This window comes from Rothia sp. HMSC069C01, assembly GCF_001814655.1.
Classification (GTDB): domain Bacteria; phylum Actinomycetota; class Actinomycetes; order Actinomycetales; family Micrococcaceae; genus Rothia; species Rothia dentocariosa.
In genome coordinates this window covers 43,580-65,852 of sequence record NZ_KV817387.1, presented here as the reverse complement: position 1 = coordinate 65,852, position 22,273 = coordinate 43,580, and the positions used below count along the sequence as shown (strand labels likewise).

General features: G+C 53.7%; 18 protein-coding genes. 16 read left to right on the top strand and 2 right to left on the bottom strand.

The features are described 5' to 3' along the window. The first annotated feature begins 214 nt into the window (after positions 1–214). From HMPREF2981_RS04250 to HMPREF2981_RS04215, 8 genes are all read left to right on the top strand, one after another. Positions 215–676 carry an S-ribosylhomocysteine lyase gene (locus tag HMPREF2981_RS04250; protein ID WP_004006247.1) on the top strand — a complete coding sequence of 154 codons (462 nt, stop codon included), beginning with the start codon at positions 215–217 and terminating at the stop codon, positions 674–676. Then, positions 673–1,590 carry a 5'-methylthioadenosine/S-adenosylhomocysteine nucleosidase gene (mtnN, locus tag HMPREF2981_RS04245; RefSeq protein ID WP_139044899.1) on the top strand — a complete coding sequence of 306 codons (918 nt, stop codon included), beginning with the start codon at positions 673–675 and terminating at the stop codon, positions 1,588–1,590. The genes HMPREF2981_RS04250 and mtnN overlap by 4 nt, the downstream gene beginning before the upstream one ends. A 164-nt stretch (positions 1,591–1,754) precedes the next feature. Next, on the top strand, positions 1,755–2,060 hold the full coding sequence (locus tag HMPREF2981_RS04240; protein ID WP_013398741.1) for a hypothetical protein: 306 nt from the start codon (positions 1,755–1,757) through the stop codon (positions 2,058–2,060). Positions 2,061–2,287: 227 nt separating this feature from the next. After that, a complete protein-coding gene (locus tag HMPREF2981_RS04235; protein WP_070661002.1) occupies positions 2,288–3,730 on the top strand; it encodes an amino acid permease in 1,443 nt (480 codons plus the stop codon). A 203-nt stretch (positions 3,731–3,933) separates the two neighbouring features. Then, positions 3,934–4,203: a 30S ribosomal protein S15 gene (gene rpsO / locus HMPREF2981_RS04230; RefSeq protein WP_004006251.1), complete on the top strand. Its 270-nt coding sequence runs from the start codon at positions 3,934–3,936 to the stop codon at positions 4,201–4,203. Positions 4,204–4,483: 280 nt separating this feature from the next. Beyond that, positions 4,484–6,703 (top strand): polyribonucleotide nucleotidyltransferase, encoded by a 2,220-nt coding sequence (locus tag HMPREF2981_RS04225; protein ID WP_070661000.1) that lies wholly within the window; start codon positions 4,484–4,486, stop codon positions 6,701–6,703. 174 nt (positions 6,704–6,877) lie between these two features. After that, complete coding sequence (locus HMPREF2981_RS04220; protein ID WP_070660997.1) at positions 6,878–8,209, top strand: M16 family metallopeptidase; 1,332 nt, start codon at positions 6,878–6,880, stop codon at positions 8,207–8,209. A gap of 126 nt (positions 8,210–8,335) precedes the next feature. Further along, the gene (locus HMPREF2981_RS04215) at positions 8,336–8,956 is read left to right on the top strand and encodes an alpha/beta fold hydrolase (protein WP_246825257.1); all 621 of its coding nucleotides are present in this window, start codon (positions 8,336–8,338) and stop codon (positions 8,954–8,956) included. Between the two features lie 19 nt (positions 8,957–8,975). Here HMPREF2981_RS04215 and HMPREF2981_RS04210 read toward each other — a convergent pair whose 3' ends face one another. Then, a complete protein-coding gene (locus HMPREF2981_RS04210; protein WP_004006255.1) occupies positions 8,976–9,953 on the bottom strand; it encodes a hypothetical protein in 978 nt (325 codons plus the stop codon). A gap of 149 nt (positions 9,954–10,102) precedes the next feature. On the opposite strand from HMPREF2981_RS04210, the gene HMPREF2981_RS04205 reads away from it, so the two are divergent. The 3 genes from HMPREF2981_RS04205 (at position 10,103) to HMPREF2981_RS04195 (ending at position 11,747) form a co-directional block, all read left to right on the top strand. Next, the gene (locus tag HMPREF2981_RS04205; protein ID WP_246825256.1) at positions 10,103–10,552 is read left to right on the top strand and encodes a hypothetical protein; all 450 of its coding nucleotides are present in this window, start codon (positions 10,103–10,105) and stop codon (positions 10,550–10,552) included. A 105-nt stretch (positions 10,553–10,657) separates the two neighbouring features. Continuing rightward, complete coding sequence (locus HMPREF2981_RS04200; protein ID WP_004006257.1) at positions 10,658–11,215, top strand: hypothetical protein; 558 nt, start codon at positions 10,658–10,660, stop codon at positions 11,213–11,215. A 28-nt stretch (positions 11,216–11,243) separates the two neighbouring features. Beyond that, entirely contained in the window at positions 11,244–11,747 is a 504-nt protein-coding gene (locus HMPREF2981_RS04195) for a hypothetical protein (RefSeq protein ID WP_037231919.1), read from the top strand. A gap of 243 nt (positions 11,748–11,990) precedes the next feature. On the opposite strand, the gene HMPREF2981_RS04190 is transcribed toward HMPREF2981_RS04195, so the two are convergent. Next, complete coding sequence (locus tag HMPREF2981_RS04190; RefSeq protein ID WP_004006258.1) at positions 11,991–13,934, bottom strand: acyltransferase family protein; 1,944 nt, start codon at positions 13,932–13,934, stop codon at positions 11,991–11,993. Positions 13,935–14,218: 284 nt separating this feature from the next. Here HMPREF2981_RS04190 and dapB point away from each other — a divergent pair, with 284 nt between their 5' ends. The 5 genes from dapB to HMPREF2981_RS04165 all read left to right on the top strand — a co-directional run bounded on the left by dapB (position 14,219) and on the right by HMPREF2981_RS04165 (position 22,099). After that, positions 14,219–14,986, top strand: coding sequence for a 4-hydroxy-tetrahydrodipicolinate reductase (gene dapB / locus HMPREF2981_RS04185; protein WP_070660992.1), 768 nt, complete (start codon positions 14,219–14,221; stop codon positions 14,984–14,986). Positions 14,987–15,007: 21 nt separating this feature from the next. Next, on the top strand, positions 15,008–15,658 hold the full coding sequence (locus HMPREF2981_RS04180) for a tetratricopeptide repeat protein (protein WP_070660990.1): 651 nt from the start codon (positions 15,008–15,010) through the stop codon (positions 15,656–15,658). Between the two features lie 157 nt (positions 15,659–15,815). After that, on the top strand, positions 15,816–16,751 hold the full coding sequence (gene dapA, locus HMPREF2981_RS04175) for a 4-hydroxy-tetrahydrodipicolinate synthase (protein WP_080976578.1): 936 nt from the start codon (positions 15,816–15,818) through the stop codon (positions 16,749–16,751). 278 nt (positions 16,752–17,029) lie between these two features. After that, the gene (locus HMPREF2981_RS04170) at positions 17,030–18,754 is read left to right on the top strand and encodes a ribonuclease J (protein WP_013398755.1); all 1,725 of its coding nucleotides are present in this window, start codon (positions 17,030–17,032) and stop codon (positions 18,752–18,754) included. A gap of 231 nt (positions 18,755–18,985) precedes the next feature. Beyond that, a complete protein-coding gene (locus tag HMPREF2981_RS04165) occupies positions 18,986–22,099 on the top strand; it encodes a DNA translocase FtsK (RefSeq protein WP_070660989.1) in 3,114 nt (1,037 codons plus the stop codon). Positions 22,100–22,273 lie beyond the last annotated feature (174 nt).

The following is a 22,273-nucleotide window of genomic DNA, read 5'->3' as shown; positions in this document are numbered from 1 at the left end:
ATCAAGCTGTTTGGCACTTATATAAAGAGGGCTAGTGCAGCAGTGCATGCTGTACATGGAATACGGCGGTATTGCAATAACGCGATGCCGCCGTATTCTTGCGTCATGAGACCGAGCTCAGCGGCATTTATGCAATGAGAATGCAGGAACTCTCTTAGGGAGAGTATCTTATGAAGGGTTCCGACGAAGCGGGTGCTTAAGAGAGAATATAAGCATGAAAAAAATGAACGTCGAGTCTTTCAACCTTGATCATCGTGCCGTTGTGGCCCCCTATGTGCGGATTGCAGACCGCAAGGAATTGCCCGGTGGAGATACCCTCATCAAATACGATGTCCGCTTCACTCAGCCTAACAAGGGCCATCTTGAAATGCCCGTCGTACATTCGATCGAGCATATGAGCGCCGAGCACATGCGCAACCACACCGATAAGCTCATCGATTTTTCACCAATGGGATGCCAAACTGGGTTTTACGCCCTCACCCTGGGGCTAGAGCTGCAGGAGTTCTTGCCCATCCTGGAAGCGACTCTACGAGATATTCTCACGGCTACCGAGGTGCCCGCCGCGAATGAAATACAGTGCGGTTGGGGCGCTAACCACACCCTTGAAGGGGCGCAGAATGCTGCACGTGAATTCCTCGCCGCACGTGCTGACTGGGAGCAGGTGATGGCGGCGTGAGCGAACAGCATCACTCTGGCGAACAGGGGCACTCCGAAGAAGCTGCGCAGATGTTCCCCACAGACTTTACGCCGGCGGATATTTTTAACGAAATGTATGCCGACTTGGAGAACCTGAACGACCTCATGATGAGCTTCTCAAACGCGATCGTCATTCAGGTTGCGATGGATGAAGAGCTAGCCCCGTTCCTCGCAGCGACCGAGCAAGCACAGCCCTCCTTCACTGAAGGCGTAGCAAAATTCTACCCACGTTATCTTATGCTTGAAGAAGATCAGGTTCCCCTTCTGCTGGTTCGCTCCAAAATTGGGTTAGTCAATGCCGCATCCGCCGTCACGGAAGCTATCAACTACGCGACTAACTGTTTGGGGGTTATCAGTGCAGGAACCGCCGGTGGTCTTGCGCAGCACATCAACGTTGGAGATATAGTACTGGGGTCAAATTACCTGTACACTGATGCCGACGCGACCATTTTTGGATACGAACGCGGGCAGATTCCTGGGATGCCCGTATCCTATGGCGATCGTGACTCGGACTGGGAAGAGGCGATTGAAGCGGCGCTTTCAGCTCTTAAATCGGCACAGGAGGAAGGTTCCTGGGCGGTGCACCAAGGGCGGATGCTTGCGGGTAACTCATTCGTGACTGAGTACAACGTGAAGGACACCCGAGAGGCCTTCGATACGGCACTCAGCACCGATATGGAGACCACAGCGATCGCGCAGATCTGCAGTAACTATGATGTGTCTTTTATGGCGGTACGCTGCATCTCTGATTTATGCGGCCCAGCAGCAGATCAGGAATTTCATCTTTCGGTCGATGTGGTGGCTCCCCGCTCGGCACGATATGCGCTGCAGATTGCCGCTGAGCTCTGGACGCAGCAGGAATTACCCGCTCTTGAGTTGAACCTTGAAGACTAAGTGGACGGATCTGCTTAAGAAGACCATAATGCTTCAGGCCCCAAGTGCTCAGACGGTTGCACAGAAACACTCATTACAAGAAAAATTCCGAGAGAATTCACATTTAAGCCGTCATAGCGTATGGTTAACACAGCAATAACGTACTCGTGACTCAGGAGAGCACCATGAAAATCTGCCCGACCTTAGCCTCTGCGGCTGGTCTTCTTGGCGGTTACAAGGTCGCATCTACAACCGGCAACCGGCCTCTTGGTGGTGCCGTGCTGGGTCTTGCGGGTTTTATTGCTTTCAAGAACTGGAAGCGTAAAGCTGGAGTTGGGCGTGCTACGTTCCTCACCGGCGTTTACCTTTCTGCCTTCGGTTACTCCCATCCACTCGCCAAGAAAATTGGCGCGTGGCCGGCAGTCTATACCGTGACTGGCGTAACCGCTCTGTTGTCGCTCATCGTAGGACGTAAGCGTAAACAGAAATAGTCTTAAGCAAGACGGCGGGTTGGCTTCGTTGCCAAACCCGCCGTCTTTTTGCGTTACGATTCACTGCAACTAAGAAATCGCAAGGATGCACGGGGAGTACGCTGGGCGCATCCCACAACCTCGATAGGGGAGGTGCACGGCATACGGCAACAAAAGCCACACCGCAGAACCAACCAGAACACAAGATTTTCGAGAGGTTACACCGCTAACCCGCGAGGTGAGGAAAAATGAAGAATAACGCTAACTCTGCGGCAACCACCGCAAATGGCGCTATCTCCACCGAGGATGCGCCCCAGCTATCGCGCGGACTCTCCCTGCGTCACATCATGTTCATTGCGCTTGGCTCGGCAATCGGCACCGGACTCTTTTACGGCTCCGCCTCCGCCATCCAGCTGGCAGGCCCCGCTGTGCTACTCGCCTATGTGATTGGCGGAGCTGCCGTTTTCATGGTGATGCGTGCTATGGGGGAGCTCGCACTGGCACACCCCGTATCTGGCGCATTCTCGGAATACGCAACCCGGTATCTGGGACCTTGGGCGGGGTTCGTCACCGGCTGGAGCTATGCTCTGGAAATGGCGCTCGTTGCCATCGCGGATGTGACAGCATTTGCAGTATATATGAAATTCTGGTTCCCCCAGTCGCCCTCGTGGATCTGGATCGTATCGGTGCTGCTCATTCTGCTCGCCATTAACCTTGCCAAGGTGAAAGCCTTTGGCGAGACAGAATTTTGGTTCACTATTGTCAAGGTAAGCGCTATTATCGCCATGATTGTGGGCGGAATTATTCTGCTTTTCGTCGGCGTGCAGGCACACACCTCGGTGGAGCCGTCCGTCACAAACTTGTGGGCTCTCGATGGCGGTTTTATGCCCGAAGGGTTTACTGGTTTCCTGGCATGTTTTACCGTGGTGATGTTTGCCTTTGGCGGTATTGAGAATATCGGTATTGCGGCGGGGGAGGCGGAAAACCCGCGCACGTCGATTCCTAAGGCTATTCGTACTGTGCCGTTCCGCATTCTGATCTTCTATGTGCTGACTCTCTCCGTCATTATGTCGCTCTACCCTTGGTACTCTGTCACTAAAGAGAACTCGCCTTTTGTGCAGATCTTCGAGAACCTGGGAATTCCGGCGGCAGGATCAATCCTTAACGTGGTTATTATTACCGCCGCCGTGTCTGCGATGAATGCCGATGTTTACGGTGCCGGGCGTATGATGTACGGGCTGGCAAAGCAGGGGCTGGCCCCGAAATCATTCGGCAAGGTTGCAAAAAACGGTGCGCCCTGGATGACGACTCTTCTGATGATCGTGGTTATGGCGGTGGGCGTAATTGTGAATATCGCGTTCGAGAATGCTTTTGAAGTAGTCGCTTCGCTGGCAACATTCGCGACCGTTTTCGTGTGGGTTATGATTCTGCTGGCGCACATCGCCTATAAACGTGGGGGATACGAAGACGAAGTGCAGCCCGTGCGGCTTCCTCTGGTCGTCAGCTATATAACGCTTGCGTTTATGGCGTTCATCGTCGTGCTATTCGGATTCTTCGATGACACTCGTTTGGCTCTTGTTGTTGGCGCTATATGGTGTGTTTTCCTTCTCGCGTACTATCGCCTAGCGGTAGCGCCACGGTTGGCAAAGAACGCAAAACTGGCGATCGCATCTGATGCTCAGGATGGATAAATGCGGTATTGCGGGCGGAAATGCTAGGCCTAAATACGGAATGTGCTGCGGCGGTAATCTTTCAAAATCCGTAAAAGTAACGTAGAATATGTTAAACGCGTGTCTGCGGTCCGCGGCAGAAGACGTGAGGGGCATACGCCCAAAACCCCGGCGACATACGGTCGTACGGGCAGCTACGCGGCACTAACTCTAGGAGTTATACAGTGGCATTGGATCCCGCTATCAAGCAGGAAATCATCAAGGAATACGCAACTCACGAGGGTGACACTGGTTCTCCCGAGGTGCAGATTGCAGTTCTGTCTCGTCGAATCTCCGATCTGACTGAGCATTTGAAGTTCCACAAGCACGATCACCACTCCCGTCGTGGTCTGATGATCCTCGTGGGTCGTCGTCGCAATATGCTAGGCTACCTCAAGGATATTGATATTGAACGCTACCGTTCGCTCATTGAGCGTCTTGGTCTGCGTCGCTAAGGTTTTCGTACCTTGCAGGTAACGCTAAGCGGGCGCATCCTCCGTCGCACGGCGGGGGATGCGCCCGCGTTATGATGTACGGAAACCCGTCCATTTTTCGGATAAACAGTTTATAAAGAGCGCTCGTTCCAGGCACGCCCCGGTGCGGTCCTCGGTAGCGAATTACGGAATACTCCTGTGTACAACAGAGGTTCAGGGTACGACGTCCGTGGTTTCCTATCGAAGGCCGATAGATTGGGTGGAAATGGCGACGGGCATACGAACACAGAAAGAAGGAATCGTGGAAGGTCCCGAAATCCAATTCTCTGAAGTAGAAATTGACAATGGTATTCATGGCAAACGCCATGTACGTTTTGAAACTGGCCGTCTCGCCAAGCAAGCGGCAGGATCCGTGCTCGTCACGATTGATGACGAAACAACGCTGCTTTCAGCAACCGCGATTGGTAAATCTCCCCGCGAGGGCTTTGACTTCTTCCCGCTGACCGTAGACGTTGAAGAGCGCATGTACGCCGCCGGTAAAATTCCCGGTTCGTTCTTCCGCCGCGAGGGGCGACCCCCGACCGAGGCGATTCTTGCGGCACGTCTAATCGACCGTCCGCTGCGCCCCGCTTTTACCAAGGGTATTCGTAACGAAGTGCAGGTTGTCGTAACCGTTCTGACCATCGAGCCAGACGAAATTTACAATACCTTTGCGATTAATGCAGCATCCGCATCAACCGCGTTATCAGGTGCGCCCTTTAGTGGGCCTATCGGTGGTGTGCGTATGGCCCTTATTGATGGGCAGTGGGTGTGCTTCCCCAAATACTCTCAGCTGGAAAACGCCGTATTCGATATGGCTGTGGCCGGTCGCATCGTGACTAAGGCCGACGGCAGTGAAGACGTTGCGATCATGATGGTAGAGGCAGAGGCAACCGATAACTCCTGGAAGCTTATTAAGGAAGACGGCCATACTGCTCCCACCGAAGAGATCGTAGCCGAAGGTTTGGAGGCTGCGAAGCCCTTTATTGCTGCTCTGTGCAAGGCTCAGGCTGATCTTGTTGAGCGTGCCGGTAAACCCGATCTGGAGCTTCCCTACTTCGGCGGGCATGGTGAAGACGTTGACGCCGCCGTGAAGGACTTCGCAGGCGAGCGCCTCGTGGAAGTTTACTCCATCGCGGGTAAACAGGACCGTGAAGCCGCTGCCGCTGAGCTTGAAGCCGAGCTGATGGAAGTCCTCACCGGGGAAGGTAAAGAGTTTGAGGAGCGCGCTAATGAAGTTTCAGTGGCGTTTGCGGCTCTTACCAAGCACACCGTGCGCCAGCGCATCCTCACCGAACAGGTGCGCATTGATGGTCGCGGACTCACCGATATTCGCCAGCTGACCGCCGAGGTTGAGGTGCTGCCGCGCGTGCATGGTTCGGCAATTTTCGAGCGCGGCGAAACCCAGATTATGGGCGTGACTACCTTGAATATGCTCAAGCTGGAACAGCAGCTCGATTCGCTGTACCCGGTCACGTCCAAGCGTTACATTCACCACTACAACTTCCCGCCGTACTCTACCGGCGAGACCGGCCGTGTTGGCTCGCCCAAGCGCCGCGAAATCGGCCACGGTGCACTTGCGGAACGTGCGCTTACCCCGGTGCTGCCCTCGCGCGAGGAGTTCCCCTACGCGATCCGCCAGGTCTCTGAAGCTCTGGGCTCGAACGGCTCCACGTCGATGGGCTCGGTCTGCGCTTCGACCCTGTCGCTGCTCAATGCCGGTGTGCCTCTGCGCGCGCCCGTTGCAGGTATCGCAATGGGTCTTGTCTCTGATGAGGTTGATGGCGAAACTCGTTACGCCGCACTGACCGATATTCTGGGTGCCGAAGATGCCCTAGGCGATATGGATTTCAAGGTTGCCGGTACCAGCGAATTTGTGACTGCTATTCAGCTGGACACCAAGCTCGACGGTATTCCTGCATCTGTGCTGGCAGGTGCACTGACCCAGGCACGTGAGGCTCGTCTGCACATTCTGGATGTGATCACCGCAGCTATTGATGCCCCTGATGAGATGAGCGAATTCGCGCCGCGCATCATCTCGGTGAAGGTTCCGGTCGCTAAGATTGGCGAGGTTATCGGCCCGAAGGGCAAGATGATTAACCAGATCCAGGAAGATACCGGTGCCGATATTTCGATTGAAGACGATGGTACTGTCTTTATCGGTGCAACCGACGGTCCTTCGGCTGAGGCTGCACGCACCGCTATCAACGCAATCGCGAACCCGCAGGTTCCCGAGGTCGGCGAGCGCTACCTGGGTACCGTTGTGAAGGTGACTGATTTCGGTGCGTTCATTTCGCTTACCCCCGGTAAGGACGGTCTGCTTCATATTTCTGAGATGCGCAAGCTCAACGGTGGTAAGCGTGTGGTGGATACCGAAGACGTTGTTTCGGTGGGGCAGAAGGTGCAGGTTGAGATCACTAAGATTGACGATCGCGGCAAGCTTTCGCTCTCCCCGGTGATTGATGCTGAGGATGCCGAGTAGAAACTCTCCCCGATATAAACCGCACCTTGACTAAGGAACTTGCTGGTTTTTCTGTCGGATAAGCAGCGCCAGCTCGTCCTGAGACTCCTGAGGGTTGTTCTCATGATGGGCTGGCGTTTACTCTGACTTGTACGGCTCGCTATATACATTTGGTTTGCTAAGGACTATTCACTAATGCCTATTTCTCTTCCCGTTGCGCGCGATGAGATTACCGCTGAGCTCGACTATGAACGCGGTCGCCTGGTTTACGAGGGCGTAAATGGTAATGAAGTTCGCCGATCGATTTTGCCCGGCGGTGTTCGGGTGATAACGGAGCGGATGCCTGGCACCCGCGGCGTTTCCCTCGGATTCTGGGTGGGGGTCGGCTCCCGGGATGAAGCACCCGGTATGTTGGGGTCTACCCACTTTTTGGAGCATCTGCTCTTTAAAGGAACTCCGTCTCGAACTGCTTTTGATATTGCCCAGGCATTCGATGCGGTGGGAGGCGAATCAAACGCCCTCACTGCGAAGGAACATACCTGCTATTATGCGCGTGTACTTGACGACGATACCCCGATGGCGGTTGATGTCCTGGCTGATATGGTGAGTAACGCTTTGCTCGATCCAGAGCATCTGGAGCAGGAGCGCGGGGTAATTCTGGAAGAGATTGCCATGGACCAGGATGATCCTACGGACGTTGCCTTCGAGAATTTTGTAGAACAGCTTATGGGCCAGAACCCCCTGGGTCGCCCGATCGGTGGTACTCCGCAGGAGATTATGCAGGTCCCGCGGGATGCTGTGTGGGAACATTACAAGCAGTATTACACGCCGGATCGCCTCGTCATCTCGGCGGCTGGATCGCTGGAGCACTCGCACATCGTAAACCTTGTGCTGGATGCGCTCACCCGCTACGGATGGAACCTTCCTGAGGGTGTGGTTCCGGTACCGCGCCGTGTGCGCGCGGAGAGCGGTATTGTTCCGTTTTCCGAGTTGCACGAGGTGCAGAAGGGCTTTGAACAGACCAATATTGTGATGGGGTGCCCGAGTATTATCGCTGGGGATGAGCGCCGCTACGCGATGAGTGTGCTGTCGAGTGCTTTTGGGTCGGGCATGTCTTCGCGGCTTTTCCAGGAGATTCGCGAAAAACGTGGGCTGGCGTACAGTACGTTTGCATTCTCGGGCGCCTACTCCGATGCGGGGTATTTCGGCATGTACGCAGGGTGCCTGCCCGCTAAAACCGAGCAGGTGTGCGAACTCTTGCAGTATGAGTTTGATAAGTTGGTGTCCGCAGGAATTACTGAGGAAGAACTTAGTAAAGTACGCGGGCAGCTGGCCGGTTCAACTGTTTTAGGCAGTGAGGACTCGGGATCTCGGATGTCCCGACTGGGGCGTGCCGAGCTGGACTCAGGGAAATTCACGAGCACCGATGAGCTATTGGAAAAAATTCGTGCGGTTACCCTTGACGATGTGCACGACCTTGCCAGGTATCTGGGGCAACAGCAGATGATCACTACGATTGTGCGCTAACGCCCTTTATTATTCCCGAAACCCCCGCAGCGCGTAGACGTTCTCGTGTCTGATGACGAAAACGTCTGTGTCCCTGCGGGATTTGTTATACGGTGGCATGTAATGCTGTATGAGTATGGGGTATTCATGGGGTATGAGCACTATGTGGTACATGGTGGTGATTGGGGAGCCTCGATTGGTCAGCAGATGGCGTTGCGTTATCCGCAGAGTATCCTGAAACTGCACTTGACCGATGTCCCGTTTTCAAACCAGTATTCTCTCGATAAGAGCACGCTTTCGGATGCGGAACAAGATTATCTGAACCGGGTTGCGCGTTGGTCGCAGGTCGAAGGCGGTTACTATATGCTGCTTTCCACGAAACCTTTGACTGTTTCTTATGGCTTTGCCGATTCACCAGTATTTTTGGCTGCTTTTATGGCGGAGAAAATGCAGTCGTGGAGCGAAAACGGGATTTCATGGGATATTATCATCGCAAATACGATGCTGTACTGGATAACGAATACCGGGCACTCTGCCGCAAGGATATATCGGGAGGCTTTGGGGACCGGGAATATACAGCGGGGTAGGGTAGAGGTTCCAACCGCATTCGCGATTTTTCCGCACGATATCAGTAATCCTCCACGCGAATATGCGGAACGGTTTTTCAATGTTGTCAGGTTTACATATCCTGAGCGCGGCGGGCACTTTGCGACCTTGGAGGAGCTGGAGCTTTTCGTTCAAGACCTACTGGAATTTCTGGCAGCCTAATCGGGCTGGTCGTGATCTTTTACCGATTATCTTGCGATGCAGCAAGATATGCTTCCGCATCAGTGCAAAGCATATCGGCAGTGTAGTCCTCCGATAAAAGAATCCGCAGAGCCTTCAGGAGGCGGGATTGCCCTTCACATGCGAAGAACAGCTCGTACTGGGCGCGGGCGACGCGGGAAGCAAGATCAACTTGAGAGTATGCGGGGCTGCTCAATTCACCAAGCGTATCCGCGAGAATGCTGTACTTCTGCATGAGCCGCTCACTGTCGGCAAAAATCTCATTGTCAGACGTGCGAAACAGCTCATGCCAGTCAAGCTTGGGAATACCGACCGGAGTCACCACATCCTCTGAGCCTATTTCCTGAAGGAAGGAACGCAGATCATCCACTGGCCAGGTGACGGATTCAAGAAGACGTATACCAAGGTCCGCGAAGAATGCCAGATCTTTACCCTGATCTGCCAGCTCACGGCAGAGGTCCGGTAGTTTAAGCAGACACGCATGCCGATCAAGGTAATCTTGAAGATCACGTGTGAGGTCTTCAACCGAATAATCTTTTCCCACAAGCCCCTCAATCGCACAGGTAACACGCCTGCGCGGGTCTGGCTCAAAATACGAGCTGTAGTGGGCATTGACGATTTTCCACAGGATGCGAAGATCGTATCCTGCCAGGGTCGTATCTCTTGGCGCGGCAGTGGATATGTGATGGGAAGTTACCGCCTCATCGAAAGCTTCTAGAAGGACAGAATATTTGCCCATAAGCCATTCGCTCTCCAGAAACTTTGGGTTTGTTCGGAGCTCGGCAGGATCGTGTGGAGCTGCCATATCTTCGGGCTCTAAACCCCGCATAAAAGCCCTAACATCCCAACCATGCTTTGGAGACCGCGCAAGCAGACGAAGACAGAGACTTATGTAGAAACTAAAGTCTTCTCCACGCTCTACAAGCTCTTGAAGAAGAGACTCTAATATATCGTGTGATGTTTCCTGCTGTGACTCCATAGAATCCCTTTGATATTGGGTATAGGGGCGGTGCTTTTATGATAGAGATTATCGTGTACAGCTTTCACGAGTTTCTCATGAGGAGATTCCTCCCTGTTTCACTTTATCCTTGTGCTAAGGTTGAGAGAATTCGCGAAAGGAACCCCGCTATGTTCACTATCGTTGTCCCTCCCGACTATACCGAAGAACTACAGCAAATCTGCGGTCTAGATGCATCACAACGTGAGAAACTTATCAGCCTTTTAGCATTGGCGTGGCTTGACTGGAAACAGCAGCACCTTTCAGCGCTTGAGGTGGCTGAGGATATTGTGCGTATAGTGCGTGAGCAAGAAATATTCTCCCACGCCGAACGTCTCCAACAGTGGGCAGAGAGCATGGACGAGATGTACCTTGAGGAGCTCGACGCCGATAAACCGTACGATATTGTACAACCGCTTTTCTACCGTGCCCGGTTTGCCGCCTCTTTATCGTATGCTCAAGACGCTCTTATGGAGGATAAAAGCCTGGATTATCTGCTCTACGAGTACTCCTTCTCACAGGAGACCGATACGGATCACCTGATGCTTGATGCCTTGCGGGTAGCTCGTCAAGGCTCTTAGCGGTAGAGAACTTTCTGAGAGATTTTTAGCGACATCACCGTCTAAGAGACAACTAACATCACCGCTGGCGTATTTTCAGCATGTCAGAGAGAAAACCTATAACTCATGATGAACTTCGAAGATTTTGATCAAGCTTATGATTGGTTTGCGCCGCGTCATGAGCCGATACCATTCAAGGAAATGACTAGAGCCCAACTGCGACAGGTCGTTAAACTATTCAAAGAGGATCAAGGGCCAAGGACCGCGTATGTTGCAGAGTATCTAGGCTCTACAAGTGGCAAAGATTTTCCTACTCTCAGTGATTTAGAACAGCTGTTGCGGTTGGGGAGGGAGTCCTTAGATAGGACAGGGCCGCAGATGGATGATATTTCTGGCACTTTTTTCAGCCTGGCCATTGATTTTGCTTTCTGCCTGTGTACATTCTTGCAGAAATACCGGAGTGATGTGGAATGGGCGGCGTCGAAAACCTCGAAGAAGACACTTACATATAATCGGCCGTTGATAGCTCGTCCTGATTACGAGGCTTCAGAAGGGTATATTGATGGTCTGCAATTTTTCTCTGACTCGTTGAGGTCATCTGTTCGACGGGGGAAAACGGTGGACGATGTGATGAGGCAGTTGAAACGTTCAATAAAAAGGAATTTTGACATAGATTTCAGCTAACGCCTTCAGGCAGCAGGAGGGAAGACACATGCCAGACTTCAGTGAGATGATGCGCCGCAGACCAACCACCCAGGAATTCTATTTTGAGTGGGAGGGTCTGCAGATTTTCGGAGCGATTGATATCACGGATGTCCCGAAAGAGCTGGAAATACGGTTCACGTCACCGCACCCGGCTGGAGAGGTAGCTTTACGATTAAATGCCTTTGGCTGTAAGTTTACCCATCCAGACGGAAAGCTATCGGAGAGAATCAGGCTGGTTCATGGTGATGTGAACCCGACACCGGGCGACGAGAATTACGCCCGAATACCTATTCGTGGTGCCACTCAAGAATCATCAATCCTTGTGTACAACGAGTATTTAGCTGGTCCTCGGGGACTCACGGATGTAAAGCAACTAGAGTCTTTCACTGGTGATAGCGGAATGCTAGTTGAGCGCTGTGAAAACGACATTTTGTTTCGCTGCAATTCGTGGAAACCTGCCGATAGGAAGGCTTTTGTTGATATGCAGGGGAGTATTACTTTGTTGTACTAAGCAAACCAAAGCTGGATCCCGAAGACGTCTTGACGATGCGGAATAGATTTAGCTGGTTATGTAGTTTTATACATGATAGTACTCCAGGTACGTGAAGTTCTTGAAAGGTTCAATTACTTTCAAAACTCCCTACTTCAGCCTGCCAGTATCAAAACGGTTTGATTTTCTTGACCCGTAGTTTGAGGCGTGTGGATTCAAAAGGTTTAAAAAACGCCACCAATACACTACACGTACGATTTCCTCCTAACTTTGTGCCCGAGCAACCGCCTCCGTCAGAATACGGGCGTAGAGCATCTGCCCCTTAACCTCCGGATGCACACCGTCCGAAGTCATCAGGCTTGGATCGCTCCGCACCGCCTGCGTTATTGCACCGTTCCAGTCTGCAATATAGACGCGGGAAGAATTTTTCTGCGCAAACTCACGAATCAGATTATTTGAAGAATCAATCCAGGTGAGGGTTCGCGGACCGTACCCCGTTGCGAGCACCAACTTCGTGTCTGCCGGAAGCGCCCGCAAAACCTCTTCAAGCTGACCGGGCATCAGCGTCGAGTTAGCGGTTACCGAGAGTACTAAAACTTTCCCAATTTTTCCCTGCGATGACCAGGATTTAACCATGGGCAACGCCTGAACAATGGTGCGTCCCTCTGCCGCGTCGATCGTGGCGTCCGGCATCGCATCATAAATATCGGGCTCTGCAGAAAGCACTACAGAATCGCCGATCACGGTTACATCAGCAGAATTCACCTGCGGATATTCATCTGGCACCGCAGAGGTCGCAGCGCTAGGATTTGCTGCTGTCGAACTTGCTGTTGGCGAGGCGCTAGCATGTGCTCGTTGTTCCTCACGCGCTTTTAAACGTTCCTGGGCGCGCTTTTTGCCTTCTTCAACGGCGCGTTGTGCACTAGTTTGATCAGGAGCAGTTCGTACCGCGACAGCAGTCGCTGAGCCTGCGCCCATCACAAGGACTAAAGCAATAACGGGTAGAGCACGATACCTGCCGTAACGAATGCTTCCAAAAAATTGTGCGAACGAGCTACGGAAACCATATCGCCGTACTGGAGTTTCAAGGTAACGATAAGAAAGCTCAGCAATAATGACGGTAACCAGCAGAACAACGACGTTCCACAGCGGTGAACGATCCACACCCAGAAGATAATGCGCCATAACGGCAAGCGGCCAGTGCCAGAGGTAAAGTCCGTAGGATCGCTGCCCAATCCAGGTGAGGGGGCCGAAAGATAGTACCGAACGTAATAGAGACGATGCCCCGGCGAGCATATCCGGCAGGATTCCTTGAATAACTCCAAGTGTCAGCAGCGAAGCGCCGAGGAGCCCCCAGGGGATAGTGCCCGGCGCCTTCTCAGGCATAAGAAGAGCAAGCGGAATGAGAGCAACCAAGCAGAGCCAGCTGAGAATTACACGCAGGAAAGTCACCGCTCCAAAGGGTTGCGCCACTCGATATATAACGTGTTTATCACGAGGTGGATAGAGCGACCACGGGATAGAAAAAGCTAGTAGAACGCCTAGAAGCAGACCGTAAACATGGGTATCGGTACCGTAGTAAATACGGCTGATGGGCGCTCCAAATGCCAGCATAACCGTGCCGCTTGTTAAGGATGCAATGATAGCTATAAAGATAATGAGGCTGAATCGTCTCCACCGTCTGCCGAGGATAACACCCGCCGCCACTAGGAGAAGAGGCCAGAACAGGTAGAACTGCTCTTCAACGGCAAGCGACCAAAAGTTCGTGAAAAGTTCGGGAGAAGTCTGAGCAAAATAGTCGTTACCGCTGAAAATAGAGAGCCAGTTAGATGAGAATGTGCCTGCGCCAGTAAGTTGTCTGCCCAGATTGACCTGTATATCGCCGCCTATGGCTAGTGCGATGGGTCCGGTTATTAAAATAAGCAGCGCGATCGCGGGAAGGAGCCTGCGAGCGCGGCGCTTCCAGAAAAGGAGTAGGCTGATACGCCCGGTTACCGATCCTTCGCGGAGTAGGAGGGCGGTAATCAAATATCCCGAGATGACGAAGAAAATATCAACCCCGATCATACCGCCCGGCACCGAAGTAGGCCAGAGATGATACACAATTACCAGGAGTACGGCGATGGCTCTCAGGCCGTCGAGCCCGGGCAACATAAAAGAGCGGTTAGCCTCATGGGGGCTGACCGCGGACGGAAAAAGTTGCTTCATGATGTGTTGTTACTCCGGGGTGATGAAAGAGTGAAGAAAAATACTGTTTACTAGTATAAAAGTTTATTTGTTATATAGAGACGTTTGGAGCCATCGGGAAGTTTTGTGAAATTTAAGAAACGCGGTTACCAGATATTTTGGTATCTATAAGGGTGTTGTGCTGGTGCTTGAGCGTTGATGGGGCGTAGTACATAAGCAACATAGTGTCTCAATTCGTGCTGTACACCACATGCGATAATAGGGTAGAGATAACTGGGCTATTCGTAATTTTTGGAGGCAACAGAATGGTAGAAGCAACGCAGACTAAAATACGGCGGGTGGCGGTTCTCGGAGCATCGGGGCGTATGGGATCGGAAGCGGTCAAGGCTATTACCGATGCCCCCGATTTTGAATTAGTTGCCGCTTTAGGGCGTGAAGATTCTCTCGAAAAGCTCGTTGAAACTAATGCTGAGATTATGGTTGATTTGACCGTGCCGAGCGCTACCGAGACGAACGTCCGTTTTGCCGTAGAGCACGGAGTGCATGCTGTTGTGGGTACTACCGGCTGGACTGAAGAACGTGTGGAATCCTTGCGTGAGCTTCTTGATGAGTACCCGCAGGTGGGTGTGCTGATTGCACCGAATTTTGCGTTGGGATCCATTTTGGCGACGGAATTTGCGGCTAAGGCGGCACCGTATTTTGAATCGGTTGAGATTATCGAAATTCATCACCCCAATAAGGTCGATGCCCCCTCGGGAACAGCCGCTCACACAGCACGTCAAGTTGCGGCTGCGCGAGAGGAAGCTGGGCTTGGAAACAGCCCGGATGCCACCGAGAGTGATCCTCTGGGGTCTCGCGGCGGTAAAGTTGAGGGTATTAATGTGCATGCGGTGCGGCTTCGTGGCATGGTTGCGCATCAGGAAATTCTGCTGGGCGACCCCGGACAGCTTTTGACAATCCGCCACGATTCTTTCGACCGCGCATCCTTCATGCCTGGGGTGCTTTTGGGCGTTCGGCGGGTCGCGGCGCATCCGGGGCTGAGCGTTGGACTCGATAAGTATATGGATCTGTAGATCGTGCGGATACCGACTCCAATGACCTCAGAACAAGAAACGGTAAAACCCGTGCGGGGCACCTCATGGCTGACATCGTTGAGATTATGGGTTGCGATTGCCTGTCTCTTATTAGTCTGTACCGTGCTTCTGCTGCCTCTGTCGCTGGGTATTCGTGCGTCAATACTGGGCGTGCTGATTTTCAGCGGAGTATTTACGCTGGTGGATGCGGGCGGTAAAGGTAAAATCTTTGCGGCGCTCACAGTGGCGCTCTTGGGGCTGTATCTGCTGTTTACGGCACAGCGTGGGGTCGTGCTCATTGCGTCGGGGAATATCGCAGGTATTCTGCTCGGGGCGGGACTATTGCTTTTGCCCGCAGTGGGTGCATGGGCGCTTGTGCGCGAGGTGATATTTGGTGCGCGTATACAGCGGATGGCTCAGGAGCTTGATGCCCAGGGCAAACTTCCCGAAGATACGCTGCCGCGAAGTCCTTCCGGAAGGGTCGGTCGTGAGGCTGCTTCAGTAGAACTTGAAAAATTTGCCGATGTTCTCGAAGCAAATCCGGACAGCTGGGAAGCCTGGTTTAATCTCTCGTGCATGTACGATGTCTGCGGTGAACGTAAACGTGCCCGCGCCGCTATGCGAAATGCGATTTCTCTGCGCCGCGGTCGTGGTGTGACCGACCTGAAATAGCGTGGCTGTTAGGGGAGTCCATGCGTTTTCATGAAGAGCGCTTGAAGTTGCGTTTTGAGCTCAAGAACGCAGAACTCCACAAAAAAAGTGAAAATTTTCGGGACAAAAGCAAAATTAATGTAGCGTAAGAATAGCTTAAGATAGTACTCTGGGGTGTATGGCTGAGAACGTGATGAACCCCGGTACTTTTGTAAACCCGCCCTTTGGGCGTCTGCTCACGGCGATGGTAACGCCCTTCGCTCAAGACGGATCTGTGGATGAAAAACAGGTTGCACACCTGGCGGAATACCTCATTGACAACGGTCATGACGGGTTGATTGTCTGTGGCACCACAGGAGAATACTCGACCATGACCGATGATGAGAACGAGCGAGTTTTCGCCATCGTCAAAGAAGCTGTAGGAGACCGTGCTTCTATCGTTGCTGGCGTGGGCTCGAACGACACCGCGCACACCATTGAGCTTGCCCGTCGCGCCGAAAAGGTTGGTGTTGACGGTTTGCTTGTGGTGACTCCCTACTATAACAAGCCCACTCAGCATGGCGTTTACGCGCACTTTAGCACCGTAGCAAAAGCCACCAGTACACCCATCATGCTCTACGATATTCCGGGGCGTGCCAGCATCCCGATTGCCCCCGACACCTACCGTCGGCTGGCAGAACTTGATAATATTGTTGCTGTTAAGGATGCGAAGGCTGACTTTGGCGCCGCAACCGACGTTATGGCAACCACAGATTTGCATTACTACAGTGGTGATGATGGTTTGACTCTGCCTTGGATGGCAGTAGGAGCCGTAGGCTTAGTTTCAGTTACCGCGCATGTGGCACCCATGCTCTTCCGTGAGCTTATTGATGCCGTTGTAGCGCAGGATCTTGTGAGTGCGCAGCGCATTAACCTGCAGCTCGTGCCCATTGTGAACGCCACCATGGGACGAGCCCCCGGCGCCGTTGCTGCCAAAGAAATCCTGGCTTGGCAAGGCGTTCTTGGAACACCTGTTGTACGCCTGCCTCATGTACTTTCCGAACCCGAGGTGGCGGAGGCTATCCGAGAGGATCTGCTTTCCTCCACTATCGCGCAGACTCTTAAAAACGCATAAGACTTTCTGCGGCTAGTTTCGGGCGGACCCAGCGTGACTCGTATGTAGCGAGAAGATCACGCGGGTCCGCTTTCCGTGCAGAAGCGGAACGTGAAGGCGTGGACCCCTCCTCTAGAGGCGAGATGCGTCCACGACCTTTAGCGAACGGACTCTCAGCCTCTCAAGCCGCATGAGCAGCACCCGCGAAGCAACCCGATACGCTTCGGAGTTTGATACTCACAGCGGGTGCGCCCTTAGACGACACGAAAAATAGAATCATAGAAAATAAGGAGATACGCATGAGCGTTTTTGAAAATGATCTGCCGGCGCCTCCCAAACTGCAGAAAGACACCCTGCGCGTGGTGCCTCTCGGTGGTCTGGGTGAAGTCGGTCGAAATATGACCGTCTACGAAATCAACGGCAAACTGCTGATTGTAGACTGCGGTGTGCTCTTCCCTGAAGAGTCCCAGCCCGGTGTAGACCTAATCCTGCCCGACTTCAGCTATGTGGTCGATCGCCTGGATGATGTAGTCGCCATGGTTCTCACTCACGGGCACGAAGACCACATCGGGGCGGTACCTTATCTGCTTAAGAAACGTCCCGATATTCCCCTCATTGGTTCCGAACTCACTCTCGCGCTGGTAGAAGCGAAGCTTGCCGAGCATCGCATCAAGCCTTATACGCTCACCGTAAAGGAACACCAGATCGAAAAGTTTGGTCCTTTTGAATGCGAGTTCATCGCGGTTAACCACTCTATTCCGGATGCACTCGCCGTATTTATCCGAACCGCTGCAGGAACTGTGCTGCACACCGGCGACTTTAAGATGGATCAGCTTCCACTGGATGGGCGCATCACCGACCTGCGTCACTTCTCGCGTCTGGGCGACGAAGGTGTGGATCTATTCCTGCCTGACTCCACAAACGCAGAGGTTCCCGGGTTTACACCCACCGAAAAAAATATCGGACCTGTTATATCGAGCGTATTCCGCGATGCGCCCGGTCGTATTATCGTGGCCTCGTTCTCCTCACACGTTCACCGCGTGCAGCAGGTGCTCGATGCTGCAGTCGAGCGCGGGCGCAAAGTTGTGCTGGTCGGACGCTCCATGGTGCGCAACATGACCATCGCTGAGAAACTGGGTTACCTCAAGGTACCCGAGGGCGTTCTTGTAGATTTGAAGAAGGTCGATGAATACCGCCCCGATGAGCTTGTACTCATGTGTACCGGTTCGCAGGGCGAGCCGATGGCGGCTCTGTCGCGTATGGCTAATGGCGATCACAAGGTTCAGCTTGAACCGGGCGATACCGTCGTGTTGGCTTCATCGCTGATTCCGGGCAACGAAACCAGCGTGTACCGCATTATTAATGCCCTGATGAAACTCGGCGTGACTGTTGTGCATAAGGGCAACGCGAAGGTTCACGTTTCCGGTCACGCGGCGGCGGGAGAGCTGCTGTACTGCTACAACATTCTGGAACCGAAGAACGTGATGCCTGTTCACGGCGAGGTTCGTCACCTGATTGCTAACGGGGAACTGGCGAAAGAGACAGGCGTTCCTGAAGAGGGCGTGCTCCTGTGCGAATCCGGTACCGTTGTGGATCTCAAAGACGGCGTAGCGAAGATCGTTGGCGAAGTTCCCTGCGAGTACCTGTACGTGGATGGACGTTCTGTTGGCTCGGTGACCGAGGACGATCTTAAGGCACGCCGCGTTCTGGGCGAAGAAGGATTCGTTTCTATCGTGACGGTCATCGATCGTGCTACCAAACGTGTGGTAACCGGGCCAGATATTCATGCCCGCGGTATCGCCGAAGACGATTCGGTCTTCGACGAGATCACCCCCAAAATTACCGCCGCCCTTGAGGATGCGCTTCACCGCGCGCCCGAGAAGGTGCATACGGTACAGCAGCTTCAGCAGATTGTGCGCCGTACCATTGGTGCATGGATCTCCCGCCGCCTGCGCCGTAAGCCCATGATCGTCCCAGTGGTCGTTGAGACTAAAACGGATGAGGAACCTAAGCCGACGGTGTAGCGAGCGCATAGCCCACGGCGAAAGGCGGTGCGGGCACGCTCTGTGCGAACGTACCCCGCACAATACACGACAAACGGGGCCGATAGCTGCTTGAGCGGTCGGCTCCGTTCCCGTGTACGGTAGCATATGAATACTATGGATGCGTGTCACGTTCTTGCCCCGATTGCATCGGTCGCGAGAGAATGACGGCATCTAGCCCCAAGCACATGGAAGGTTGCTAACCTAGTAAATATGGCTTCACGGAGTAATCAAGGGCGTAAAAGCAAAGCCGGATCAGCTAAGAAAACCTCGGCACGCGGTTCCCGGGGCACATCTAAGCGCGCGAATACCCCCGAAACCAACCCCGTAGCAAATGCTATTGCGAAAGTGTGGTTAAGCATCGCCCACACGGTGGGCGGCGCTGTGCGTGCTCTTGGGGTGCATCGCACAGATTTAGATCCACAGGCACGCCGCGATGGTGGAGCGCTCTTCATTCTGCTTTTCGGCATTATTACGGCTGGGGTCGAATGGTATAGCTGGCGCGTCATGTCTGCACCGGTCGTTATCCATGCCCCAATCTCGGCATGGCACACCATGCTGGGCGGCGTTTTCGGTCAGGGCGCCATTTTGGTACCGATTCTGAGCTTTATCTTGGCATGGTGCGTTTTCCGTACGCCGGATGATGTTCGCCGCACCAATCGAGTCTCGCTCGGCCTGCTGCTCATCCTTATTGCAGCGTCGCTTTTCTTCGCGATGAACGCCGGATACCCCAGTTTTTCGGGCGGTTTTGAGGCCGTATGGGCCGGGGGTGGCGCCATTGGTGCGCTTCTTGGACCTCTCATGCAACGCATAGTATTTGTGCAGTGGCTCGTTATTCTGGCTCTCTTCGTCATGGGGCTCATGGTATTGACGGCTACTCCGGTGCGTCAGGTTATTCCGCGACTTACACATCTCGTTCGCATGGCCTTGGGCGAAAAGCCGGTTGCCTCCACCGATGACGACCCGACCATCGCATACCCGCAGGACGGCTATGATGCGGATTCCACGGCAGCGACTCAGACAGTCGATTTGAGTGCCTCGGAACATGATCGTAGCTATCTTTACGGTGATGAGGAAGAACGCCGTACGCCTCGCGGCGGTATCTTCGGGTCAATTAAGCGGTGGTTCGGATTCGGCCGTTCCCAACAGGCCGATCAGGGATTGGATGAATACGTTGGCGATGAGGCATTCGCCAGCCCCGTGGTTAATACTCATGAAGAGTTTTCCGCAACCTCTGCGGATGTCCCAGCGCCGCATTCTTCGGCATCGTCTCAGGGTAGGTTGAGCCGCCTGCCCAAACGCCGCACCGAGAACACCGTGTTCGATCATGAGGCTTCGGATGCGCCCTCGGCACGCCTGGCTCAGGCGCAGCGTGCCGCCGTTGAACACGGTCGTGTGGCACCAGATGCGCTCTTTGATGTAGAGGCTTTTGATGACACATCGGTTCAGTCGGTTGTGCCCGCCGCATCCGAGCAGAGCGTTGCGACAAAGCAGATAGCAAGCCCTCAGACGCAGCCTCCTCAACGGTCACAGCCGGAAGCAGTGCAGCAGCAAGGTACACCGGCTAAACCGCAGCAAAGTAGTGGTGCATCCCGCATGCCGCAGACGAAGCCGCAAGCTACGGTCAGCGGAGCAGTGGCTGCCGGTACGGGGGCGTCACGACCCCTGCAAAACAATACGCGCACCGCGCATACCGAGCAGGCCCGTCCCGAACAATCCGTCGAGTCTTCGCAGGGCACTTATAACCTGCCCGCAGAACAGATGCTGGTGGCGGGTCCCCCTGCTAAGGAATCATCCGAAGTGAACGAACACGTGGTCGAAGCACTGACCAACGTTTTAGAGCAGTTTAAGGTTGATGCGGTTGTCACCGGATTCTCACGCGGTCCGACCGTGACCCGCTACGAGATCGAGCTGGGTGCCGGTACGAAGGTTGAACGTGTGACCGCGCTGAGTAAAAATATCGCCTATGCAGTCGCCAGCCCGGATGTGCGTATCCTATCGCCTATCCCCGGTAAATCGGCGATCGGTATTGAGATCCCAAATACCGACCGCGAGACGGTATCTCTGGGTGATGTCTTACGGTCCCCGCAGGCTCACTCGAACCCGCATCCGATGGTTATGGGCGTGGGCAAAGATGTCGAGGGTGGTTTTGTGCTTGCGAACCTGGCGAAAATGCCGCATATGTTGGTTGCGGGTGCAACCGGTGCCGGTAAGTCTTCGTTCGTGAACTCGATGATCACCTCGATTCTTATGCGTTCTACACCTGATCAGGTGCGTTTGGTGATGGTGGACCCCAAACGCGTGGAGCTTACTGCCTATGAGGGAATTCCGCACCTGATTACGCCTATTATTACTAACCCGAAGAAGGCAGCAGAGGCGCTTCAATGGGTAGTACGTGAGATGGATGCACGCTATGACGACCTGGCGCATTACGGGTTTAAGCATGTGGACGATTTCAACAAGGCCGTACGCGAGGGCAAGATTCAGCCTGAGCCGGGGAGTAAACGAAAAATTCACGAGTACCCGTACCTGTTGGTTATCGTGGACGAGCTTGCCGATTTGATGATGGTTGCCCCGCGTGACGTTGAAGAGGCGATTGTTCGTATTACGCAGTTGGCGCGTGCAGCTGGTATTCACCTAGTGCTTGCAACCCAGCGTCCTTCGGTTGACGTGGTGACCGGTCTGATTAAGGCGAACGTTCCTTCGCGTATGGCGTTTGCGACATCATCGGTCACGGATTCGCGTGTGGTGCTGGATCAACCAGGCGCTGAAAAACTGATCGGTCAGGGCGATGCGCTCTTCCTGCCAATGGGTGCCTCGAAGCCGATGCGTGTGCAGGGTGCGTGGGTCTCTGAATCCGAGATTCACGCGGTTGTTGAGCACGTGAAGCAGCAGGCTCCGACAATTTACCGTGAAGACGTTATGGTTTCTGCCGCGAAGAAGCAGATTGATGAGGAAATCGGCGATGACCTTGATGACCTGCTCCAGGCGGCTGAAATCGTGATTACCACGCAGTTTGGTTCTACCTCAATGCTTCAGCGTAAACTCCGCATGGGCTTTGCGAAGGCGGGGCGCATTATGGACCTGCTGGAGTCTCAAGGCATAGTTGGTCCCTCCGAGGGTTCGAAGGCGCGCGATGTGCTGGTGCGCCCGGACGACCTACAGAATACCTTGGCACGCATCCGGGGTGAAGAGGTGCCCGAACCCGTTGAGGAAACTTTTGAAGACCCGTATGCGCAAGCGGTGAACCCCGCAGAACCTGCCGAATATGCGGTGGAAGAGAGCGATGAGGGCTCGGAGGACGCCTGGCAGCTCACGGGGCGATAACCCAAACAGTCGTATTCAAAGTAGTTCTCACACCCTAGAGAGATTCCCGCTTCTGCTGGCATATCGTGCTACGGAAGCGGGAATTTTTCTATTACTGCGAGCCCGAACAAGGATTTATCGGAATGCCATTCTTATAGGAACGATACCTCGTATACTGGAAAGATATGAGGCAAG

Bases quoted from the DNA above. Each gene is read 5' to 3' on its own strand.
- HMPREF2981_RS04250 (WP_004006247.1), top strand. From the start codon at position 215: ATGAAAAAAATGAACGTCGAGTCTTTCAACCTTGATCATCGTGCCGTT.
- HMPREF2981_RS04240 (WP_013398741.1), top strand. From the start codon at position 1,755: ATGAAAATCTGCCCGACCTTAGCCTCTGCGGCTGGTCTTCTTGGCGGT.
- HMPREF2981_RS04235 (WP_070661002.1), top strand. From the start codon at position 2,288: ATGAAGAATAACGCTAACTCTGCGGCAACCACCGCAAATGGCGCTATC.
- HMPREF2981_RS04220 (WP_070660997.1), top strand. From the start codon at position 6,878: ATGCCTATTTCTCTTCCCGTTGCGCGCGATGAGATTACCGCTGAGCTC.
- HMPREF2981_RS04215 (WP_246825257.1), top strand. From the start codon at position 8,336: ATGGGGTATGAGCACTATGTGGTACATGGTGGTGATTGGGGAGCCTCG.
- HMPREF2981_RS04210 (WP_004006255.1), bottom strand. From the start codon at position 9,953: ATGGAGTCACAGCAGGAAACATCACACGATATATTAGAGTCTCTTCTT.
- HMPREF2981_RS04205 (WP_246825256.1), top strand. From the start codon at position 10,103: ATGTTCACTATCGTTGTCCCTCCCGACTATACCGAAGAACTACAGCAA.
- HMPREF2981_RS04200 (WP_004006257.1), top strand. From the start codon at position 10,658: ATGATGAACTTCGAAGATTTTGATCAAGCTTATGATTGGTTTGCGCCG.
- HMPREF2981_RS04195 (WP_037231919.1), top strand. From the start codon at position 11,244: ATGCCAGACTTCAGTGAGATGATGCGCCGCAGACCAACCACCCAGGAA.
- HMPREF2981_RS04190 (WP_004006258.1), bottom strand. From the start codon at position 13,934: ATGAAGCAACTTTTTCCGTCCGCGGTCAGCCCCCATGAGGCTAACCGC.
- dapB (WP_070660992.1), top strand. From the start codon at position 14,219: ATGGTAGAAGCAACGCAGACTAAAATACGGCGGGTGGCGGTTCTCGGA.
- HMPREF2981_RS04180 (WP_070660990.1), top strand. From the start codon at position 15,008: ATGACCTCAGAACAAGAAACGGTAAAACCCGTGCGGGGCACCTCATGG.
- dapA (WP_080976578.1), top strand. From the start codon at position 15,816: ATGGCTGAGAACGTGATGAACCCCGGTACTTTTGTAAACCCGCCCTTT.
- HMPREF2981_RS04170 (WP_013398755.1), top strand. From the start codon at position 17,030: ATGAGCGTTTTTGAAAATGATCTGCCGGCGCCTCCCAAACTGCAGAAA.
- HMPREF2981_RS04165 (WP_070660989.1), top strand. From the start codon at position 18,986: ATGGCTTCACGGAGTAATCAAGGGCGTAAAAGCAAAGCCGGATCAGCT.